Source organism: Isoptericola sp. NPDC055063, assembly GCF_053608125.1.
Map to the genome: position 1 here is coordinate 164,385 of NZ_JBSGUW010000003.1, position 20,336 is coordinate 184,720.

Sequence of the window (20,336 nt, forward strand, 5' to 3'; positions counted from 1 at the left end):
GGGGTCTGTGTGCAACCGGCAGATGTGGACGTCCCGTGCGGAAAGAGTCACGTCCCGACGGGGCTTTTGCGGCGTCGAACCTGCTCCGGGCGCGCTAGGCTGCATCACATCGAGGACGAAGGTCCCGTCTGCGCGCCCGCCCCCCAGGGCTGCGGCGTTCGGGCTGGACGTGACGTGAAAGGCCTCCCTTGCACTCGAAGAGCCCCACCCGCACCCGGCGGGTCATCCTGCGCGCGACGGTCATCGCCGGCGCCGTCGCGGTGTTGGCGTCCGGTTGTGCCAGCGACTCCGTCAAGCGCGGATACCTGCCCGGATACAGCGACGGGGAGGTGACCAACCAGACCGAGCGAATCACCAACCTCTGGGTCGGCTCCTGGATCGCTGCGCTGATCGTCGGTGTCCTCACCTGGGGCCTGATGCTGTGGTGCGTCGCGGCCTACCGCAAGCGCCGCAACGACCACCAGCTCCCGGTCCAGACGCGCTACCACATGCCGCTCGAGATCATGTACACGGCCGTTCCGACGATCATGATCCTGGTCCTGTTCTTCTACACGGACCGCGACATGTCCGCCGTGAAGGACACCAGTGCCGAGCCCGACGTGAACATCCAGGTCATCGGCAAGCAGTGGAGCTGGGACTTCAACTACCTGACCGACGGCGTGTACGACACCGGCCAGCACCTGCTGGACGTCGGTGGCCAGACCGTCGACGACGAGGTGGACGGCGCGCCGGGCACCTCGAAGGACGTCCCGACGCTCTACCTGCCGGTCGACCAGACCGTCGAGTTCACGCTCGACTCGCGCGACGTCATCCACTCGTTCTGGATCCCCGCGTTCCTGTACAAGCAGGACATGATCCCGGGCCGCACGGGCACCTTCCAGGTGACGCCGACCCGCGAGGGCACGTACGCCGGCAAGTGCGCCGAGCTCTGCGGCGAGTTCCACTCCGGGATGCTCTTCAACGTCAAGGTCGTCTCCCAGGCGGAGTACGACGCACACATGAGCGACCTGCGCGACGCGGGGCAGACGGGCGAGCTCGGCCTCGACCTGAACCGCCAGCAGCACGCGAACTTCCCGCAGGACGACACGCTCCCGGAGGTCGAGAACTGATGGCGGCCACGACAGCCACCGCGCACGGCGCCGAGGTCATCCCCGGCCTCGCGCCGAAGCGCCAGAACCTCGGTCGCACCGTGGTCAAGTGGATCACCTCCACCGACCACAAGACGATCGGGTACATGTACCTCATCACGTCGTTCGCGTGGTTCGCGATCGGCGGCATCCTTGCCCTGCTGATCCGCGCCGAGCTGTTCTCGCCCGGCCTGCAGATCGTGCAGAGCAAGGAGCAGTACAACCAGCTCTTCACCATGCACGGCACGATCATGCTGCTGCTGTTCGCGACGCCGCTGTTCGCCGGGTTCGCCAACGTGATCATGCCGCTGCAGATCGGTGCGCCGGACGTCGCGTTCCCGCGGCTCAACATGTTCGCGTACTGGCTCTTCTTCTTCGGCGGCATCATCGCCGCGGCGGGCTTCTTCACCCCGCAGGGCGCGGCCTCGTTCGGATGGTTCGCCTACGCACCGTTGTCGAACACGACCTTCAGTCCAGGGTTGGGCGGAGACCTCTGGGTGTTCGGCCTCGCGCTGGCGGGCTTCGGCACGATCCTCGGTGCGGTCAACTTCATCACCACGATCATCACGATGCGCGCGCCGGGCATGACCATGTTCCGGATGCCGATCTTCACGTGGAACACGCTCGTCACGAGCCTGCTCGTGCTGATGGCCTTCCCGCCGCTGGCCTCGGCGCTCTTCGCGCTTGGTGCCGACCGTCGCCTCGGGGCGCAGGTCTTCAACCCCGAGAACGGCGGGGCGATCCTCTGGCAGCACCTGTTCTGGTTCTTCGGTCACCCTGAGGTCTACATCATCGCGCTGCCGTTCTTCGGCATCGTGTCGGAGATCTTCCCGGTCTTCAGCCGCAAGCCGATCTTCGGGTACAAGGGCCTCATCATCGCGACGATCGCGATCGCCGCCCTGTCCGTCACCGTGTGGGCGCACCACATGTACGTGACCGGCGCCGTGCTGCTGCCGTTCTTCGCCTTCATGACGATGCTCATCGCCATCCCGACCGGCGTGAAGTTCTTCAACTGGATCGGCACGATGTGGCGCGGGAAGCTCACGTTCGAGACACCGATGCTGTGGTCGATCGGCTTCCTCGTGACCTTCCTCTTCGGTGGCCTGACCGGCATCATCCTGTCGAGCCCCGCGCTGGACTTCCACCTGTCCGACTCGTACTTCGTCGTGGCGCACTTCCACTACGTCGTCTTCGGCACCGTGGTGTTCGCGATGTTCGCCGGCTTCTACTTCTGGTGGCCGAAGTTCACCGGGCGCATGCTCAACGAGCGCCTCGGCAAGGTCCATTTCTGGCTGCTGTTCGTCGGATTCCACATGACGTTCCTCATCCAGCACTGGCTGGGCGTCGAGGGCATGGCCCGCCGGTACGCGGACTACATGCCGGAGGAGGGCTTCACCTGGGAGAACCAGGTGTCGACCATCGGCGCCTTCATCCTGGCCGCCTCCACGCTCCCCTTCCTGTGGAACGTGTACACCACCTGGCGCAACGCGCCGAAGGTGACGGTCGACGACCCGTGGGGCTACGGCCGCTCGCTCGAGTGGGCCACCAGCTGCCCGCCGCCGCGGCACAACTTCACGTCGCTGCCCCGCATCCGCTCTGAGTCGCCCGCGTTCGACCTGCACCACCCGGAGGTCGCGGCGATGGAGCAGGCACCGGGCCACGGCGGTCTGAACGCCGTGTACGGCGACCCGGACCGGCGTGGGCACCAGCAGGTCGTGGAGGAGCGTCGCGACAGCGCGCAGTCCGACGCGGCGCAGTCGACCACGACGGTCATCGAGGACGAGGGGGAGACCCGCAAGTGAAGATCGAGATCAAGCTCTTCCTGTTCCTCGCCCCGTTCTTCGTCGTCGTAGGCGTGATCTACGGACTCGTCACGCACTTCACCGAGCCGGTGGGGTACCTGGGCATCCCGCTCGTGGGTGCGTTGGTCGCCATGGTCGGTGCCTACCTCGCTCTGACGGCCCGCCGGATCGACCTGCGACCGGAGGACGACGAGGAGGGCGAGATCGAGCAGGGCGCCGGAGACCAGGGCGTGTACTCGCCGTGGAGCTGGTGGCCGCTCGTCATCGCCGGCGCCGCCGCCGTCGCCTTCCTCGGCCTCGCGGTCGGCTGGTGGGTGCTCTACATCGGCTTCGTCCTCGGCGTGATCGGGCTCGTCGGCTGGGTCTTCGAGTTCAGCCGCGGGCAGCACGCTCACTGAGTCCGCTGCACCACGACGCGCCCCGCTCCCTCGTCGGAGCGGGGCGCGTCGTCGTCTCCGCCCGCGACGGACGGGAGCACGGAACGGCAACGATCCACCGCCCGCACGGGCGGCCAGCCCACGGGAACGCCCCGTCGTGATGGAATGGAGCCTCACCATTCCCTGCGAAGGAGCTGCACGTGCGTGTCCCCCAGAAGTCCGTGGCCCTGGCATCGGCGGGCCTCGTCGCTCTCGCCCTGAGCGCCTGCGGGAGCGAGGACCCCGCCGCCTCCACCTCCGGCGCCTCGGAGGCCGCCCAGGAGACCGCAGAGATCGTCACCGCGGCGAACCTCACCGACCTCGCCGAGCAGATGCAGGGGGCGCAGGAGACGGCCTCCACGTCGCACCTGGAGATGACCTACGGCGGCGAGCTCGCCGACACTGCCGGGATGAGCGGGACCACCACCACGGCAGACATCTCCTACGGCACGACCGTCGAGGACACGGCCATGCAGATGTCCATGGGTGTCATGGGCATGGACATGGACATCGTCCTGCTCGACGGGACGATCTACATGTCGATGGGCGAGCTGACCCAGGGCAAGTACCTCTCGTTGACGGCGGAGGAGATGGCCGCCGACCCGAACATGGCGGGCACGTTCGACTCGATGGAGTCGATGGACGCCGCCGCCCAGGCCGAGGCGATGGCCGACGCCGTCACCTCCTTCGAGCACACCGGCACCGAGAAGGTGGACGGCGTCGACGCGGACGTGTACACGATGACCGTCGACCCGTCGAAGCTCGAGGACGGCCCCACGGGGGTGAACGCGGAGATGGCCGACCAGGTGGGGGAGATGACCCTGGTCTACAAGGTCGCCCCGGAGGGGCTGCCTGTCGCCGCGGACATCACGATGGACATCGGCGGCCAGGAGATGATCGTCTCGACGGCCTTCAGCAAGTGGGGCGAGCCCGTCGACATCGAGGCGCCGGCCAAGGACGAGGTCGTCCCGTACTCGGAGTTCGGCGCCCAGGGGTGACGTCCCGGGCACTTCGCGCGACGACAGGGGCCCGCACGCGATGCGTGCGGGCCCCTGTCGTGCGTCCGGGAGGTGTGCGTCCCGGTCCGGGAGTCGTCAGGCGGGGACGATCAGCCCGGCGGTCTGGGTGCGGGCGCGCTGGAGGCGGGCGGCGACGTCCTGCCAGTTCGCGATGTTCCACACGGCCTTGACGTAGTCGGCCTTGACGTTGAGGTAGTCGAGGTAGAAGGCGTGCTCCCACATGTCCAGCATGAACAGCGGGGTGATGCCGACGGGGACGTTGGCCTGCTGGTCGAAGAGCTGGAAGATGGCGAGGCGCTGGCCGATGGAGTCCCAGCCGAGGACGGCCCAGCCGGAGCCCTGGATGCCGGTGGCGACGGCGGCGAACTGGGCCTGGAACTTCTCGAAGCTGCCGAAGGTGTCCTTGATGGCCTCGGCGAGCTCGCCCTCGGGCTGGCCGCCGCCCTCGGGGGACAGGTTGTGCCAGAAGACGGTGTGGTTGGTGTGGCCGCCGAGGTTGAACGCGAGGTTCTTCTCGTGCAGGTTCACCGCGGCGTTGTCGCCGGACTCGCGGGCCTCGGCGAGCTTCTCCAGCGCCGTGTTGGCGCCGGTGACGTACGCGGCGTGGTGCTTGTCGTGGTGCAGCTCCATGATCTTGCCGCTGATGTGCGGCTCGAGGGCGCTGTAGTCGTAGGGCAGGTCAGGGAGCGTGTAGACAGCCATGCTGAGATACCTCCGGTTCGGTGCCGCACGTCGTGGCCGGCGTGCGATGGGGACGTCGTCGAGGGCTGCGTCCGGCGCGGCTAGGCGCCGAGGACGACGGAGGCCCGCGCACCCCGCCCGACGAGTCGGGGGAGGGGAGCGCGGGCCACCGTTCCAGCCTGCAGGAGACTCAGTGCTCCCGCTCGACGGATCCAGACCCCGAGACCAGCTCGGGGGCATCGTGGGCGGGCTCGAGCTCGTCGTGCTCGCCGTGCGCGTGCGCCGCGGCCAGCTCGGCCGGGGTCACGGGCTCGACACGGTCCTCGTAGAAGAACCGCGACAGCTTCTGCCAGCGCTTGTCCTTCTTGTATCCCTTGCGCTTGACGCCGCGGGAGTCGGTCGCCGGTTCGATCTCGAGCGGCCGACGTGCCTCGTAGTTGACCCGGAGCCAGCGCTCCTGCTCGTCCAGCGGGCGGTGGACCTCGATGTACTCGCCGTTCGCGAACCGGACGATGCGGCCGGTCTCGTGACCGTGGAGCACCAGCTCGCGGTCCTTGCGCTGCAGGCCGATGCAGATGCGCTTGGTGACCCAGAACGCGAAGACCGGACCGACGAAGAACAGGACGCGGAACACCCACGTGATCGTGTTGATCGAGAGTGCGAAGTGCGTGGCGATGAGGTCGTTCGACCCGGCCAGCGCCAGGATGACGAAGGCCGTGAGGAAGGCGACGCCCAGGCCCGTGCGGGTCGGCACGTTGCGCGGCCGGTCGAGCACGTGGTGCTCGCGGTGGTCGCCCGTCACCTTCGCCTCGACGAACGGGTAGACGAACAGGAACGTGAACAGCAGGCCCGGGATGATGACCGCCGGCACGAGGATGTTCAGCGACAGGGTGTAGTCGCCCCACGTGACGATCTCGGCCTGACCCGGCATGAGGCGCAACGATCCCTCGAGGAACAGCATGTACCAGTCAGGCTGGGCACCCGCGGACACCGGTGACGGGTCGTACGGGCCGTAGTTCCACACGTTGTTGATCGCCAGCGTGCCGCCCATGAGGGCCAGCACACCGAAGATGATGAAGAAGTTGCCGCCCATCTTCGTGGCGAACGCCGGGACCGCCGGGTAGCCGACCACGTTCTGGTCGGTGCGGCCGCCGCCCGGGTACTGCGTGTGCTTGTTGAGCACCATGAGGAACAGGTGCACGCCCACGAGCGCGAGGATCAGGGCCGGCACCAGCAGGATGTGCACGGTGAAGAGGCGCGGGATGATGTGCTCGCCCGGGAACTCGCCGCCGAAGATGAAGTACGAGAGGTACGACCCGATGATCGGGATCGACTTCACGACACCGTCGGTGATGCGCAGGCCGTTGCCGGAGAGGACGTCGTCCGGGAGTGAGTAGCCGGAGAAGCCGGCGAGCAGGCTGCAGATCAGCAGCAGCGTGCCGACGAGCCAGTTGAGCTCGCGCGGCTTGCGGAACGCGCCGGTGAAGAAGACGCGCATCATGTGCACCACGATGCCGGCGACGAAGATCAGCGCCGACCAGTGGTGGATCTGCCGCATGAGCAGGCCGCCGCGCACCTCGAACGACATGTCGAGCGTCGACGAGAACGCCACCGACATCAGCTGGCCGTCCATGGTCGCCGGGGCGCCGTGGTGCGTGGTGAGCGCCATCGACGGCTCGAAGAACATCGCAAGGAACACACCGGAGATGAGGAGCACGACGAACGAGAACAGCGCGATCTCGCCGAGCATGAAGGACCAGTGGTCCGGGAAGACCTTGCGGACGAGCTGCTTCGCGAGCACGCCGACCTTGGTCCGCTGGTCGAGGTAGTCGGCGGACTTGCCGATCAACGTCGTGGGTTCCGCCGCGGTGGGGGGAGTGGTCGTGGTGCTCACTTCAGGCGCTCCCAGTAGCTCGGGCCGATGGGCTCGTTGAAGTCGTCCTCAGCCACAAGATACCCCTCGTCGTCGACGGAGATGGGCAGCTGGGGCAGCGGACGCTTGGCGGGACCGAAGACCACCTTGGCGCCGTCGGTGATGTCGAACGTCGACTGGTGGCACGGGCACAGCAGGTGGTGCGTCTGCTGCTCGTAGAGGGCGACCGGGCACCCGACGTGGGTGCAGATCTTCGAGTACGCGACGATGCCGTCGTAGGACGCGCCCTCGCGGTGGTCACGGATGTGGTCGCGGGGGTCCATCCGCACCAGCAGGACGACGGCCTTGGCCTTCTCCGTGATCCACTCGTGCGACTCGCGCTCCTCGGCGGGCACGTCGGGGATGACGTGCGCGACCGAGCCGACGGTCAGGTCCGAGGCCTTGATGGGGCGGCCCGAGGGGTCGTACGCGAGGCGCACGCCCTTCTTCCAGAGGGTGTGACGGAACTTGCCCACGTTCCAGTCGCCGCCGACGCTCGAGACGAGCGGCACGGCGACGGTCAGCGGGAAGAGCGCCAGCGCGGAGACGACCGCGCCCTTGAGCACGGGACGGCGGGCGATGCCCGAGTCCTCGAGCCCGTCCTTGAACTGCTGCTGGACGACCTCGCGCACGTCTTCCGAGCTGCTGCTCGAGTGACGCTCCTCGACGTACTCCTTGGCCGACATGAGGGTCTTGGCCCAGTGCACGGCGGCAAAGCCGATGCCGAACAGGGAGACGGCGATCGCGACGCCGAGCAGCACCGTCGACATGCGCACGCCGGGCGTGGTGCCGTCCGGGCGCACGGCGAAGTACGCCACGAGGGAGGCGATGGTACCGAGGCACGAGATCGCGAAGAGGATCGCGATGATCCGCTCGTTGCGCTTCGCGGCCTTGGGGTCGGTGTCCGCGAGGCGCGGGTGGTGCTCCGGGACGCCCGGGTCGGTGAACCGGTCGGCGTGCTCGACCGTCCCGTTGCCGGCGTGGGGGGTCACGTCGCGCGACCTGCCCTGGGGGTTCTGGTTCTCGCTCACGAGGACTTCGCTCCGATCCACACAGCGCCGCCGATGATCAGGCCGATGCCGATGATCCAGGCCCAGAGGCCCTCACTGACCGGACCCAGCGAACCGAGGGTGAGGCCACCGGCCGAGCCCTGGTCCTGCTGGTCGAGGAACGCGATGATGTCGCGCTTCTCCGTGGGCGTGATGTTGGCGTCGTTGAACACCGGCATCGACTGCGGGCCGGTGAGCATGGCCTGGTAGACGTTGCGGCTCGAGGTGTCCCACAGCGGCGGTGCGAACTTGCCCTCCGAGAGGGCACCACCGGCGCCGACGGCGTTGTGGCACATCGCGCAGTTGGTGCGGAACAGGGCCATGCCGTTGGCCGGGTCGCCCTTGCTCCCGTCCACCTGCTCGTCGGTCGGGATGGCCGGGCCGGCACCCAGGGAGGAGATGTACGCGGCGAGCGCGGCCGTCTGCTCCTCGTTCATCTGCCGGGGCTTGGCCTCGGCCTGGGGGCCGTTCATCTGCATGGGCATCCGGCCGGTGGAGACCTGGAAGTCGACCGCGGCGGCGCCCACGCCGACCAGCGACGGCGCCTCGGAGGTGCCCTCCGCGTTCGGTCCGTGGCAGGTGGCGCAGTTGGCCTGGAAGAGCTTCTTCCCGGTCTCGATGTCCGCGGTGCTGGCGGTGTCGGCCTGGGCCGGGCTCGGGGCAAGGGCGGCGTAGACGCCGCCCGTGACCAGCAGCGCCAGCAGCAGCAGCACGACCGGCGCCAGCCGGTGGTGCCTGCGGGCGGCGAGTGCCTTCACGAAATGATCCTCGTCTCGCAGATCGAAGGTGCAGGTTCAGGACCGGCGTCGACGCCGGCCGGGGGGTTCAGCGCAGGAGGTAGATGACAGCGAAGAGGGCGATCCACACCACGTCGACGAAGTGCCAGTAGTAGGACGTGACGATCGCGGTCGTGGCCTCGTGGTGACCGAAGTTCCGGGCGGCGAACGAGCGGCCGAGCAGGAACAGGAAGGCGATGAGGCCACCGAGCACGTGGAGGCCGTGGAAGCCGGTGGTCAGGTAGAAGACCGAGCCGTACGGGCTGGACGAGATGGTCAGGCCCTCGTGCACCAGCTCGGTGTACTCGAAGATCTGGCCGCCGATGAAGAAGGCGCCCATGAGGTAGGTGAGGGTCATCCACTCGTGCATGCCCCACTTGTTCACCTGGAAGATGGAGCCGGAGCGCACCGGCTTGAACCGCTCGGCGGCCCACACGCCCATCTGGCAGGTGACGGACGACAGCACCAGCACGGTGGTGTTGATCGTCGAGAAGGTGATGTTGAGCTTGTCCGCCTGAGCGGCCCACTCCGCCTCGGGCATCACCGATCGCACGGTGAAGTACATGGCGAAGAGGCCGGCGAAGAACATGAGCTCGCTCGCGAGCCAGACGATCGTCCCGACCGACACGGGGTTCGGACGGTTGACGCTCACGTGCTGGTGGGCATGGGGGGCAGCAGCCGTTGCGGTCGACACGTCAGCCATTATGGCCGACATGTGGCCGGTTCGAGCCACTCGTGTGGGCGCTGCGCGAAGTCGATGCGCACAAAATCTGCGGAAACTCGCCACTCTGCCCCTACGAGGTGACGGATCGATGGAGAGTGCCAGTAAAAGACCACGTTCGGCGGCTGCCCGAGGTGACGCGGGTGTGCCACGATGCCAGCAAACATCGACGTCCGGCGGCCGTGCGTCCGGTCCGGGCGTCGTGTCCGTGCCCGGTGCCGTGCACGTCCACGAAGGGGAGCCTCGATGACGGATCAGACGACGGAACGCCCGACCACCCTCGAGCCGGCCGCACCCGCGCGCGGGCCGCGCGTCCTGCTCTACAGCGACGACCGGACGGTGCGCGAGCAGGTCCGCACCGCCGTCGGCCCCCGGCTGCGGGCGCACGCCCCGGCGATCTCGTGGGCCGAGGTAGCGACGCCTGCCGCATTGATCGCCGCGGCGGACCGCGGCGGGTGGGACCTGCTGGTGCTCGACGGCGAGGCTGACAAGGCCGGCGGCATGGGGCTGTGCCGCCAGCTCAAGAACGAGGTGTACCGGTGCCCGCCCGTCGTGGTCCTCACCGGCAGGCGCGACGACGGATGGCTAGCATCGTGGTCGCTCGCCGACGCCGTGGTGCCGAGGCCGCTCGACGCGATCGAGCTGCAGCGCACCGTGGCCGGCTTCCTGACCGCAGCCGCCTGACCCGCCGAGGGGCGTACGCCCTGGCCCGGGTGCCCGGCTCCGAACCGAAGGGACCCCCGTGGCCTCCACCGACCCGGCAACCGACCCCACCTGGCCCGGCATCCTCACCGAGCTGGTCGCCGGGCGCGACCTGACCGCCGCGGAGACGGCGTGGGCCATGGACGAGGTCATGTCGGGCGAGGTCCCGCCCACCCGGCTCGCAGGCTTCCTCGTCGGGCTACGGGCCAAGGGCGAGACGGCGGCGGAGCTCACCGGGCTCGCCGACGCGATGCTCGAGCACGCCACCCGGATCGAGGTGCCCGGGCGGACGGTCGACATCGTCGGCACCGGCGGCGACCGGCACCACACCGTCAACGTGTCCACGATGGCGGCCGTCGTGATCGCGGGCACGGGGCTGCGGGTCGTCAAGCACGGCAACCGTGCCGCGTCCTCGTCGTCCGGCTCGGCGGACGTGCTCGAGGCCCTCGGGATCCGCCTCGACCAGGCGCCCGAGCGGGTCGCGGCCCTGGCGGGCGAGGTGGGCATCACGTTCTGCTTCGCGGGGCTGTTCCACCCGTCGATGCGGCACGCGGGCGTGGCGCGCCGCGACCTGGGCATCGCCACCGCGTTCAACTTCCTCGGACCGCTCACGAACCCGGCGCAGCCAGGCGCGACCGCGGTCGGCTGCGCCGACGCGCGCATGGCGCCCCTCATGGCGGGCGTGTTCGCCGGCCGGGGCACCGACGCGCTCGTGTTCCGGGGCGACGACGGGCTGGACGAGCTCGCCGCCACCGGCGGCGCGACGGTCTGGGAGGTGCGCGGCGGCGCCGTCGTCGAGCACCGCCTGGACGCCGCGACGGACCTCGGCCTGGAGCGCATCGAGGTCGCCGACCTGCGTGGCGGCGACGCGGAACACAACGCGGGCGTGGCGCGCCGGGTCCTCGACGGCACCGACCGCGGCCCCGTGCGCGAGACAGTGCTGCTCAACGCCGCCGCGTGCCTCGTCGCCGACGGCAGCCTGCCCGGCACGGGCGAGGGCTCACTCGTCGAGCGGCTCGCGGCCGGGATGGACCTCGCCGCGCGCGCCGTCGACGAGGGCGGCGCCGTCCGCGTGCTCGACGGCTGGGTCGCGGCGACGCAGGCTTGACGGCCTCCGGCCCGCCCCTGGAGTCAGTCGTCGAGGCCGAGGGCGAACGCCTGCTCGAGGTCGACGTGGGAGTAGGTGCGGAACGCGATGAGCGTCTCGGTCCGCACGACGCCCGGGACCTTGCTGATTCCGTCGGCAATGACGTCGGCCAGCTCCTCGTGCTCGCGCACGCGCACCATGGCGACCAGGTCGGCCTTGCCGGTGACGGAGTAGACCTCGCTGACCCCCTTGAGGTCCGTGACCTTGGTGGCCACCTCGGGGATCTGGTCGGCCTCGGTGTCGATGAGCACGATGGCGGTCAGCATGCGGTCATCGTAGCCACGCCGGCCGCCTCGGCGACGCTCGCCGACACGGCCCCGAGCCCGACGTGGGCAGCGGCCGACCGCGCCGGGCAGGACCACGGCTCGCTCACGTGCACGAGGCGGACCCCGGGCTCCTCGAGCCAGCCGAGCACGAGGGCGGCCTCCTCCGGGTGGCACGCGGGCGAGGGCACGACGGACGGGGCGACGTCCTCCGCCGTCGCCCGCAGGGCGTCGACGACGGGGAGGGGGTCCTCGTCTGGGCCGGTGACGGCCGTCGCCGCGAGGCGCGCGTGCTTGACCACGACCAGCTCCCACCCTCCCGCCGCCGTCGGCCGGGCCGCGACCATCTCGGCGCAGCGCGAGACGGGGGCGAGCCGCTGGGCGCGCGCGGCGCCCTGGACGAACGACCGCAGCCGGCGGGTGACCTGCCCGGCCTCCTCGAAGCGCTCCTGGGCGGCCAGCCGGGCCACACGGGCAGCGAGGGCGTCGACGACGGCGGACGGGTCGCCGGTGAGCGCCGTGCGCGCCGCGTCGACCACGGAGTCGTAGCCCACGTCGGCCGTGCCTGTGGCGGTGCACGGCGCGGAGCAGCGGCCCATCCCGGCGAGCGCGCACGGGCTGCCCGGCGTGCGCGCGACTCGGGGCAGCCGGGCGGTGCACTGCCGCAGCGGGAGGGCGTCGTGGAGGGCGTCCACGGCGGCCTGGGCCGCCTGCCGGGAGGTGAACGGTCCGATGTGCGGGGCACCCTCCCGGACCTCGCGCACGATCGACAGGCGCGGGTACGCCTCGTCCGTGAGCCGCACCCAGGTCTGCCGCTCTGGGTGCTTGGAGCGGCGGTTGTAGCGTGGGGAGTGCTCGGCGATGAGCCGCAGCTCGCGTACCTGGGCCTCCAGCGGCGTCGCGCACACGACCGGGGTGACCGCGTGCGCGATGCGCACCATCTCCGTGATGCGGCCGCGCTTCTCGGCCGCCGTGAAGTACGACCGCACCCGCTTGCGCAGGTTCGTGGACGTGCCGACGTACAGCACCTCGTCGCCGGGGCCACGGAAGAGGTACACGCCCGGCGCCTCCGGGAGCCCGTCGGCGAGCGTGCGCTTGCGGCGCACGTCGGGCGGCACGGGGTCGGCTGCGGTGGCGAGGTCCTCCAGGTGCGTGATCCCCAGCGGCGCCAGGCGCTCCAGGAGGGCGTGCAGCACGTCGACGGTCGCGCGGGCGTCGGCCAGCGCACGGTGCTCCGGCGTCACCCTTGCCCGGAAGAGCGCGGCCAGCGTGGAGAGCTTGTGGTTGGGCGCCTCATCACGCGTGACCACCCGCCGCGCGAGCGGGACGGTGTCGACCACGCGGAACCCGGGCCAGTCGTAGCCGAGCCGCTCGCACGCGGCCCGGAGGAAGCCGACGTCGAACGGCGCGTTGTGCGCCACGAGCACGGCGTCGCGCGCGAACTCCAGGAAGCTCGGCAGCACGAGGTCGATCGGGGGAGCGGTGGCGACCATCGAGGTCGTGATACCCGTGAGCCGGGCGACGAACGCGGGGACCGGGTGGCCGGGGTTCACGAGCGACTGCAGCTCGCCGAGCACCTCGCCCGCGCGGACCTTCACCGCGCCGATCTCCGTGATGCCGCCGTCGGCGGCCCTGCCCCCGGTGGTCTCGAGGTCGACCACGACGAAGGTGACGTCGCTCAGCGGGGTGCCGAGGTCCTCGAAGGACGGCTGGAGCGGGGTCGGGCTCGCCGCGGGCGGGGTGGTGCTCGGCATGCGGGGAACCTAGCGAGGCCCACCGACACGCATCGAGGGTGCTGGCTTGTTCCTCGGACGAGCCGTTCGGAACAAGTCAGCACCCTCGATGCGGGGGCGGTCCGGTCAGCTCGCGGACTTCTGGCGGGTGTCGACGTACAGCTCGTCGATCTCCGCGGCGAAGTCCTTCACGAACACGTGCCGGCGCACGCTCTGCTTGGGGGTGAGGTACCCGTTCTCGACGGTGAGGTCGCCCGGCAGCACGGCGAACTTGCGGATGGACTCGGCCTTGGACACGGCCTGGTTGGCGCGGGTCACCGCGGCGTCCAGGGCGGCGAGGACGTCCGGGTCGGTCGCGGCCTGCGCGGGCGTCAGCTCCGGCTTGCCGTGCATCTTCAGCCAACCGGGCAGGCCCTCGGCGTCGAGGGTGACGAGCGCGGCGATGAACGGCCGGTTGTCGCCGACCACGACGCACTGGCTCACCAGGGCGTGGGCGCGGATGCGGTCCTCGAGGAGCGCCGGGGCGACGTTCTTGCCACCCGCCGTCACGATGATCTCCTTCTTGCGGCCCGTGATGGTGAGAAACCCGTCGTCGTCGAGGACGCCGAGGTCGCCGCTGCGGAACCAGCCGTCGTCGAACGCCTCCGCGGTCGCCTCCGGGTTGTTGTGGTAGCCGCGGAAGACCTGGATGCCGCGCAGCAGCACCTCGCCGTCCGGGGCGATGCGCACGCCGCAGCCGGGCAGCTGCGGGCCGACCGACCCGATCTTGATGGCGTCGGGGCGGTTCACACTGGTGGGGGCGGTGGTCTCGGTGAGGCCGTAGCCCTCGAGGATCGTCACGCCCAGGCCGCGGAAGAAGTGGCCGAGGCGTTCGCCGAGGGGCCCGCCGCCGGAGACCGCGTACTGAGCCTGCCCGCCGAGCACGGCGCGCAGCTTGGAGAACACCAGGGTGTCGGCGACCTTGTGCTGCAGGCGCAGCCACAGCGAGGGACCGGACGGGGTGTCGAGGGCGCGCGAGTAGGCGATGCCCGTGGCGGCCGCCCAGTGGAAGATCTTGAGCTTGCCGCCCGCAGCGGCGCTCTGCTCCGCCGCGTTGTAGACCTTCTCGAAGACGCGCGGCACGGCGAGGATGTAGGTGGGTCGGAACGCACCCAGCCCGGCGGTGACCGTCTTGAGGTCCGCCCAGTGGCCGAGCACGGTGCCGCTGGCGATCGCGAGGATCTCGATGTACCGGGCGAAGACGTGCGCGAGGGGCAGGAACAGCAGCGTGCGCCCGCCGTCCTTGAACACCTCGGGGACGGCCGCGACGGCGTTGACCCCGAGCAGCGCGAGGTTGCCGTGGGTGATCTCCGCACCCTTGGGGGTCCCGGTGGTGCCCGACGTGTAGATGATGGTCGCGACGTCGGCGAGGTCCGCGATCCCGCGGCGCCGGACGATCTCGTCGTCGGGCACCGCGGCGCCCGCGGCGGTGAGGGCGGCGATCGCGCCGTCCTCGATCTCGAGCACCTCACGAAGCGCCGGGGCGCGGTCGGAGACCTCGGCGACCGTGGCGGCGAGGCCGGAGTCCTCGACGACGAGCAGGGTGATCCCCGAGTCGGTGAGGATCCACTCGACCTGCTCGGCCGACGACGTCTCGTAGATCGGCACGGGCACAGCGCCGGCCGCCCAGGCTGCGAAGTCGAGGAGCGTCCACTCGTACCGGGTGTGCGACATGATCCCGACCGGGTCGCCGGGCTGCACGCCCTTCGCGACGAGCCCCTTGGCGACGGCCACCACCTCGGCGTCGAACTGCGCGGCCGAGACCTGCTCCCAGCCGCCGCCGGACGGGCGCTCGGCGAGCGTGGCGCGCGGGTCGTTCGCCACTCGGGTGGAGAGAAGGTCGTTGAGGTTCGACGTGGCAGGCAGCTCGACCGCCTGCGGGATGGTGATCTCGTCCATGCTGACTCCATCGTCCATGCTGATGCATTGCCAGGGGTGTTCGTTCCCAGGCGGTCACGATACCGGGTCTCACGAGTGGTCCAGGACACGGTTCGGTGACGGACGAGCGTCGCACCCTCGCGGTCGTGATGGCTAGTCTGGACCCGGCGCGCGCCGCGCGCCCCCGTGCCGCTCGGCGACCGGGAGACGCGCCGCGCGGACGCGGCGTCCCGACACATGAACGTGAGGTTCCTGCATGCACGCCATCGGAGTCGACATCGGCGGCACCAAGATTGCCGTGGGTGTGGTGGACGAGGCGGGCACGGTCCTCGCGAAGGTACGGCGCGAGACGGTCGCCGACGACGTCGCGAGCATCGACCGGGCCATCGCCGACGCCTGCGCCGAGCTGGCCAAGGAGCACGAGATCGGCGCCATCGGGCTCGCCGCGGCGGGCTTCGTGAGCCCGGACCGCCGGTCCGTGCTGTTCGCGCCCAACATCGCGTGGCGCGAGTACCCGCTCGCGGAGCGCATCGAGGGTCTCCTCGACCTGGACGTCCCGGTGGTCGTGGAGAACGACGCGAACGCCGCCGGCTGGGCGGAGTTCCGCTTCGGTGCGGCCCGCGAGGCGACGGACATGCTCATGCTCACCGTCGGCACCGGACTCGGCGGCGCGGTCGTCGTGGACCGCGAGCTGGTGCGGGGCAAGTGGGGCGTGGCGGCCGAGGTCGGCCACATGCGCGTGGTCCCGGGCGGCCACTACTGCGGGTGCGGCCACGAGGGCTGCTGGGAGCAGTACGCCTCCGGCTCGGCCCTGGTGCGCGACGCCCGGCAGGCCGCCGTCGCCCAGCCGGACCGCGCCGCGCGGCTCGTGGAGCTCGCGGGCGGTGACTCCGCCGCGATCGAGGGGCCGCAGGTGACCCAGGCCGCCCAGGAGGGCGACGAGCTCGCCGTCGAGCTGCTCGCGACGCTCGGCCGCTGGATCGGCGAGGGGTCGGCGTCCGTGGCCGCCCTGCTGGACCCGGAGCTGATCGTCATCGGCGGCGGTGTCGGCGCGGCCGGCGACCTGCTGCTCCTGCCGGTCCGCAAGGCCTACGAGGCGCAGCTCTCCGCCCTCGGCCACCGGCCGGTGGCGCAGATCGAGCTCGCCGAGCACGGCAACGAGGCGGGCATCATCGGCGCCGCGGACCTCGCGCGCCGCTGACGGAGCGGGCCGGCGGCCACCGCTGCCGGCCCGCCCGCAGGGCGGGGCTCCTCAGACGACCGCGCCCGTGTCGTCGTCGTCCGGGTCGCGCCGGTGCGGCATGCGCCAGAGCAGGATCCCGAGCGCGACCAGGAACAGGACGCCCGCGACGGGCCCGGACCAGGCCGGGATGCGGAGCGTCGGGACCGCGGCGCGCACGACGACCCCCACGACGACGAGCACCGGGACGGCCACCACGAGCGTCCACGCCAGGGTGAGCAGGGGGTCCCGCGCGAGCACCGGCTCGGGCTCGGGCGGCACGAAGTGAGACTCCGTCTCCTCCAGGGCCTCGACCTCCGGCGTGACGGGCCAGTCGCGGGGGCCGTTCCCGGTCGTGCGCACCGGCCGCTCGTCGTTCTCCGGCGGAGACTGGGTGTCGCGGGACGTGGCCGCGTCGGGCGCGGCGGTGGCGTCGGCCTCGTCCGCGGTCCTCGCCTCGGTCTCCGCGTCGTCGCCGAGGCCGCCCAGCTGCGCGACGATGTCGGCCCAGCGGGCCTCGACGGCGTCGTCGGGCAGGTCGTCGTCCGGCAGGTCCGGTTCGGCGTCCGGGTTCGGTGCGGGCATGGGTTCACTCTATTGTCGTGGGCGAAGCAACGCGTCGGTGGCGACCACCGCCGGCGCCTCGGCCCGTCGCAGGCGGTCCGCTGACGGGGCGCTGCCCGCACTGGGCGAGGAGGACAGTTGTTCTACTGGGTGATGAAGAACGTGGTGGTGGGGCCGTGGCTCCGGCTGGCGTTCCGCCCCTGGACGAAGGGCGTCGAGAACATCCCGTCCTCGGGCCCGGCGATCCTGGCGAGCAACCACCTCGCTGTCATCGACTCGTTCGTGCTGCCGCTCGTGCTGGACCGCCAGGTCCAGTTCCTCGGGAAGTCCGACTACTTCACCGGCGGCGGCGTCCGCGGCCGCATGGTGGCGGGCTTCATGCGCGGCGTCGGCACTATCCCGGTGGACCGGTCGGGCGGCAAGGCCAGCGAGGCCGCCCTGCGCACCGGGCTGCGCGTGCTCGACGAGGGCGACCTGTTCGGCATCTACCCCGAGGGTACGCGCAGCCCCGACGGGCGCTTGTACCGCGGCAAGACGGGCGTCGCCCGGCTGGCGCTGGAGTCCGGCGCGCCCGTGATCCCCGTCGCGATGGTCGGGACCGACGTCGCGCAGCCGCTGGGCCGGGCGGTCCCGAAGCCCATGCCCATCGGCATCGTCTTCGGGGAGCCGCTCGACTTCAGCCGCTACCAGGGGATGGAGAACGACCGGTTCGTGCTGCGCTCGGTGACCGACGAGATCATGTACGCGATCCTGCGCCTGTCGGACCAGGAGTACGTGGACGTCTACGCGGCCACGATGAAGGCCCGCCTCGCGACGGCGGCCCAGCAGGACCAGCAGCAGGACCAGCAGCAGGACCAGCAGCAGGACCAGCAGCAGGACCAGCAGCAGGACCAGCAGCAGGACCCGCAGCAGGACCCGCAGCAGGACCCGCAGCAGGACCCGCAGCAGGACCCGCAGCAGGACCAGGGCGCCACGCCGCCGCAGGACACTCCCGAGGGGCCGTCCACCGCCTCCTGAGCCGCGTCCCGAGCCGCTCACGACACGTCGAGCCGGACCCAGGAGTCGGGCGGCAGGTCGGGCCTGCCCGGGACCGCGCGGTGCTCGAGCGACCAGCCCTCGCCGGCGACGTCGGTCGCGACCCGCGGCCAGAACGCCGCGGCGGCAGCGTTGGCGTCCTGGAAGGCGATCTCCCACGGCCCGGGCACGGTCCGGAGCACCGCGGTGGCGACCTCGCGCCCGAGCCCGTGCCGTCGTGCCGCCCGCGCCACGAAGAACGCCGACAGCACCCGCACGGGCGTGTCGAGGCCGCGGACGAGGGCGAACGCCACCGGACGGTCGTCGACGGTGGCGAGGTGCGCGCCCCAGCGTGCGCCGTCGCAGCGGTCGAGGTCCGCGAGGGCCGCGCGCAGCCGCTCGTCGCGGAAGCGGCCGTCGGGCCCGGGAAGCTCGCCCGTGACCTCCGAGAGGTCGTGGCGGAAGAGCGCCCACAGCCGCTCGAGGGCGTCGCCGTCGCGGGCGGTCGCGGGGCGGAGGCGGGGCGGGGGCAGGGGAGTGCGTGAGGTCGTCATACGCAAGAGCCTCCCGGCGCCGGTCGGCGGGGAGGCTCGGCCGAGATCATCTCACGCCGCGGGTGCCGGCCGGGTGCCCGGTTCGCCCGGTGGACGGCGGGTCCGGCTCCCGGGCGGTGCTCCTAGGATGGGAGGGATCCCGTCCCCCACCGAGAGGTAGCCCCTGTCATGTCGGTTCGTCGCGTGGCTCTCCTGACCGCCGGCGGCTTCGCGCCCTGCCTGTCCTCCGCCGTCGGCGGCCTCATCGAGCGCTACACGGAGCTCGACCCGTCGATCGAGATCATCGCCTACCAGTACGGCTACCACGGACTCCTCACGGGCACGAAGATCGTGATCGACGCCGAGGGGCGCAAGCAGGCCGGCATCCTGCACCGCTTCGGCGGCTCGCCGATCGGCAACTCGCGCGTGAAGCTCACCAACGCCGCGGACTGCGTCAAGCGCGGCCTCGTCTCCGAGGGGCAGAACCCGCTCGAGGTCGCGGCCGAGCAGCTCAAGGCCGACGGCGTGGACGTGCTGCACACCATCGGTGGCGACGACACGAACACCACGGCCGCGGACCTCGCCGCGTACCTGCACGACAACGGCTACGAGCTCACCGTCGTGGGCCTGCCCAAGACGATCGACAACGACGTGGTGCCGATCAAGCAGTCGCTCGGCGCCTGGACGGCGGCCGAGGAGGCCGCCGGCTTCGCCGCGAACGTCATCGGCGAGCACCGCTCCGGCCCGCGCATGCTCATCGTGCACGAGGTCATGGGCCGCCACTGCGGCTGGCTCACCGCGGCAGCCGCGCAGGAGTACCGCAAGTGGCTCGACGCGCAGGAGTGGGCCCCCGCCCTCGGCCTCACGCGCGAGCGCTGGGACGTGCACGCCGTCTTCCTGCCCGAGCTGGAGATCGACATCGACGCCGAGGCCGCGCGCCTGCGCGCCGTCATGGACGAGATCGGCAACGTCAACATCTTCCTGTCCGAGGGCGCGGGGATGAACGAGATCGTCCAGCAGCTCGAGGCCTCCGGCGAGGAGGTGCCCCGCGACCCGTTCGGGCACGTCAAGCTCGACACCATCAACCCGGGCCAGTGGTTCGCGAAGCAGTTCGCGGAGAAGCTGGGCGCCGAGAAGGTCATGGTGCAGAAGTCGGGCTACTACTCGCGCGCCGCGGCCGCCAACGCCGAGGACCTGCGCCTCATCAAGTCGATGACCGACCTGGCCGTCGAGTGCGCCCTGCGCGGCGAGCCCGGCGTCATCGGGCACGACGAGGAGGACGGCGACCGCCTCAAGGCGATCGCGTTCCCGCGCATCGCGGGCGGCAAGGCGTTCGACGTCTCGCAGCCGTGGTTCGGCGAGATCCTCGCGGGCATCGGCCAGCCGCTGGTCCCCGCGAAGCCCGCCGCGCACTGACGACCCGGTCGCACCCACCCCGCGGCCAGCCGGCCGCCACCAGCGAGGAGCAGCCCGCATGACCACCGCCGTCGACACCGTGGCGCCCGGGAGCGACCCCGAGGGCCTGGACAGGTTCCGGAGCCTCGAGGCGCGCCAGCAGCCCACGTGGCCGGACGCCGACGCGCTCGCGGCGGTGGCGGGCCGGCTCTCCCAGGCGGCGCCCCTGGTGGTGGGGGGGGAGGGGGGGGGGGAGGCCAGACGTGCAGCCCTCGCTGCCCGGGTGGGGGGAGTTTCTTTTTTCGGAGGGGGAGTCGCGGAAGAACTCTCGCCCACAAGACCGCCA

Annotated in this window: 19 protein-coding genes and 1 pseudogene; 10 read left to right on the plus strand and 10 right to left on the minus strand. The window is 71.1% G+C overall.

Going from position 1 to position 20,336, the window contains the following annotated elements; genetic code table 11:
• Positions 1–188 precede the first annotated feature (188 nt).
• The 4 genes from ctaC to ACWF41_RS04800 all read left to right on the plus strand — a co-directional run bounded on the left by ctaC (position 189) and on the right by ACWF41_RS04800 (position 4,343).
• Positions 189–1,109: an aa3-type cytochrome oxidase subunit II gene (gene ctaC, locus ACWF41_RS04785; RefSeq protein ID WP_380319903.1), complete on the plus strand. Its 921-nt coding sequence runs from the start codon at positions 189–191 to the stop codon at positions 1,107–1,109.
• A complete protein-coding gene (gene ctaD / locus ACWF41_RS04790) occupies positions 1,109–2,929 on the plus strand; it encodes an aa3-type cytochrome oxidase subunit I (protein WP_380319906.1) in 1,821 nt (606 codons plus the stop codon). Before ctaC ends, ctaD begins: the two co-directional genes overlap by 1 nt.
• Positions 2,926–3,327 (plus strand): cytochrome c oxidase subunit 4, encoded by a 402-nt coding sequence (locus ACWF41_RS04795; RefSeq protein WP_380319908.1) that lies wholly within the window; start codon positions 2,926–2,928, stop codon positions 3,325–3,327. Before ctaD ends, ACWF41_RS04795 begins: the two co-directional genes overlap by 4 nt.
• A 179-nt stretch (positions 3,328–3,506) precedes the next feature.
• Entirely contained in the window at positions 3,507–4,343 is an 837-nt protein-coding gene (locus tag ACWF41_RS04800; RefSeq protein WP_380346979.1) for a hypothetical protein, read from the plus strand.
• A 96-nt stretch (positions 4,344–4,439) separates the two neighbouring features.
• Here ACWF41_RS04800 and ACWF41_RS04805 read toward each other — a convergent pair whose 3' ends face one another.
• The 5 genes from ACWF41_RS04805 to ctaE form a co-directional block, all read right to left on the minus strand.
• Positions 4,440–5,066 (minus strand): superoxide dismutase, encoded by a 627-nt coding sequence (locus tag ACWF41_RS04805; RefSeq protein WP_380346981.1) that lies wholly within the window; start codon positions 5,064–5,066, stop codon positions 4,440–4,442.
• A gap of 169 nt (positions 5,067–5,235) precedes the next feature.
• On the minus strand, positions 5,236–6,939 hold the full coding sequence (gene qcrB / locus ACWF41_RS04810; RefSeq protein ID WP_380323503.1) for a cytochrome bc1 complex cytochrome b subunit: 1,704 nt from the start codon (positions 6,937–6,939) through the stop codon (positions 5,236–5,238).
• Positions 6,936–7,988 (minus strand): cytochrome bc1 complex Rieske iron-sulfur subunit, encoded by a 1,053-nt coding sequence (gene qcrA, locus ACWF41_RS04815; protein WP_380323500.1) that lies wholly within the window; start codon positions 7,986–7,988, stop codon positions 6,936–6,938. Before qcrA ends, qcrB begins: the two co-directional genes overlap by 4 nt.
• Positions 7,985–8,764 (minus strand): cytochrome bc1 complex diheme cytochrome c subunit, encoded by a 780-nt coding sequence (qcrC, locus tag ACWF41_RS04820; RefSeq protein WP_380323497.1) that lies wholly within the window; start codon positions 8,762–8,764, stop codon positions 7,985–7,987. The genes qcrA and qcrC overlap by 4 nt, the downstream gene beginning before the upstream one ends.
• 67 nt (positions 8,765–8,831) lie before the next feature.
• Positions 8,832–9,485, minus strand: a complete 654-nt coding sequence (gene ctaE / locus ACWF41_RS04825; RefSeq protein WP_380323495.1) for an aa3-type cytochrome oxidase subunit III — start codon at positions 9,483–9,485, stop codon at positions 8,832–8,834.
• Positions 9,486–9,749: 264 nt separating this feature from the next.
• Here ctaE and ACWF41_RS04830 point away from each other — a divergent pair, with 264 nt between their 5' ends.
• Positions 9,750–10,187, plus strand: coding sequence for a response regulator (locus ACWF41_RS04830; RefSeq protein ID WP_380323492.1), 438 nt, complete (start codon positions 9,750–9,752; stop codon positions 10,185–10,187).
• A gap of 58 nt (positions 10,188–10,245) precedes the next feature.
• On the plus strand, positions 10,246–11,313 hold the full coding sequence (trpD, locus tag ACWF41_RS04835; RefSeq protein WP_380323489.1) for an anthranilate phosphoribosyltransferase: 1,068 nt from the start codon (positions 10,246–10,248) through the stop codon (positions 11,311–11,313).
• A gap of 23 nt (positions 11,314–11,336) precedes the next feature.
• Here trpD and ACWF41_RS04840 read toward each other — a convergent pair whose 3' ends face one another.
• From ACWF41_RS04840 to ACWF41_RS04850, 3 genes are all read right to left on the minus strand, one after another.
• Entirely contained in the window at positions 11,337–11,618 is a 282-nt protein-coding gene (locus ACWF41_RS04840) for an Lrp/AsnC family transcriptional regulator (protein ID WP_380323486.1), read from the minus strand.
• On the minus strand, positions 11,612–13,369 hold the full coding sequence (locus ACWF41_RS04845) for a DEDD exonuclease domain-containing protein (protein WP_380323484.1): 1,758 nt from the start codon (positions 13,367–13,369) through the stop codon (positions 11,612–11,614). The genes ACWF41_RS04840 and ACWF41_RS04845 overlap by 7 nt, the downstream gene beginning before the upstream one ends.
• Positions 13,370–13,474: 105 nt before the next feature.
• On the minus strand, positions 13,475–15,286 hold the full coding sequence (locus ACWF41_RS04850; RefSeq protein ID WP_380323481.1) for an AMP-dependent synthetase/ligase: 1,812 nt from the start codon (positions 15,284–15,286) through the stop codon (positions 13,475–13,477).
• Between the two features lie 235 nt (positions 15,287–15,521).
• Between ACWF41_RS04850 and ACWF41_RS04855 the strand changes: the two genes are divergently transcribed.
• Positions 15,522–16,466 (plus strand): ROK family glucokinase, encoded by a 945-nt coding sequence (locus ACWF41_RS04855; protein ID WP_380323478.1) that lies wholly within the window; start codon positions 15,522–15,524, stop codon positions 16,464–16,466.
• A gap of 51 nt (positions 16,467–16,517) precedes the next feature.
• On the opposite strand, the gene ACWF41_RS04860 is transcribed toward ACWF41_RS04855, so the two are convergent.
• Positions 16,518–17,069, minus strand: coding sequence for a hypothetical protein (locus ACWF41_RS04860; RefSeq protein WP_380323475.1), 552 nt, complete (start codon positions 17,067–17,069; stop codon positions 16,518–16,520).
• Between the two features lie 117 nt (positions 17,070–17,186).
• Between ACWF41_RS04860 and ACWF41_RS04865 the strand changes: the two genes are divergently transcribed.
• Positions 17,187–18,065, plus strand: a complete 879-nt coding sequence (locus ACWF41_RS04865; RefSeq protein WP_380323472.1) for a lysophospholipid acyltransferase family protein — start codon at positions 17,187–17,189, stop codon at positions 18,063–18,065.
• A gap of 17 nt (positions 18,066–18,082) precedes the next feature.
• Here the strand turns inward: ACWF41_RS04865 and ACWF41_RS04870 are convergent, their stop codons facing one another.
• Positions 18,083–18,616, minus strand: a complete 534-nt coding sequence (locus ACWF41_RS04870; protein WP_380323469.1) for a GNAT family N-acetyltransferase — start codon at positions 18,614–18,616, stop codon at positions 18,083–18,085.
• A 168-nt stretch (positions 18,617–18,784) separates the two neighbouring features.
• Here ACWF41_RS04870 and ACWF41_RS04875 point away from each other — a divergent pair, with 168 nt between their 5' ends.
• Together ACWF41_RS04875 and ACWF41_RS04880 are read left to right on the plus strand one after the other, a co-directional pair.
• Positions 18,785–20,011, plus strand: coding sequence for a pyrophosphate--fructose-6-phosphate 1-phosphotransferase (locus tag ACWF41_RS04875; RefSeq protein ID WP_380323466.1), 1,227 nt, complete (start codon positions 18,785–18,787; stop codon positions 20,009–20,011).
• A gap of 58 nt (positions 20,012–20,069) precedes the next feature.
• Positions 20,070–20,336, plus strand: a pseudogene (locus ACWF41_RS04880) (3-deoxy-7-phosphoheptulonate synthase class II); the annotation flags it as partial.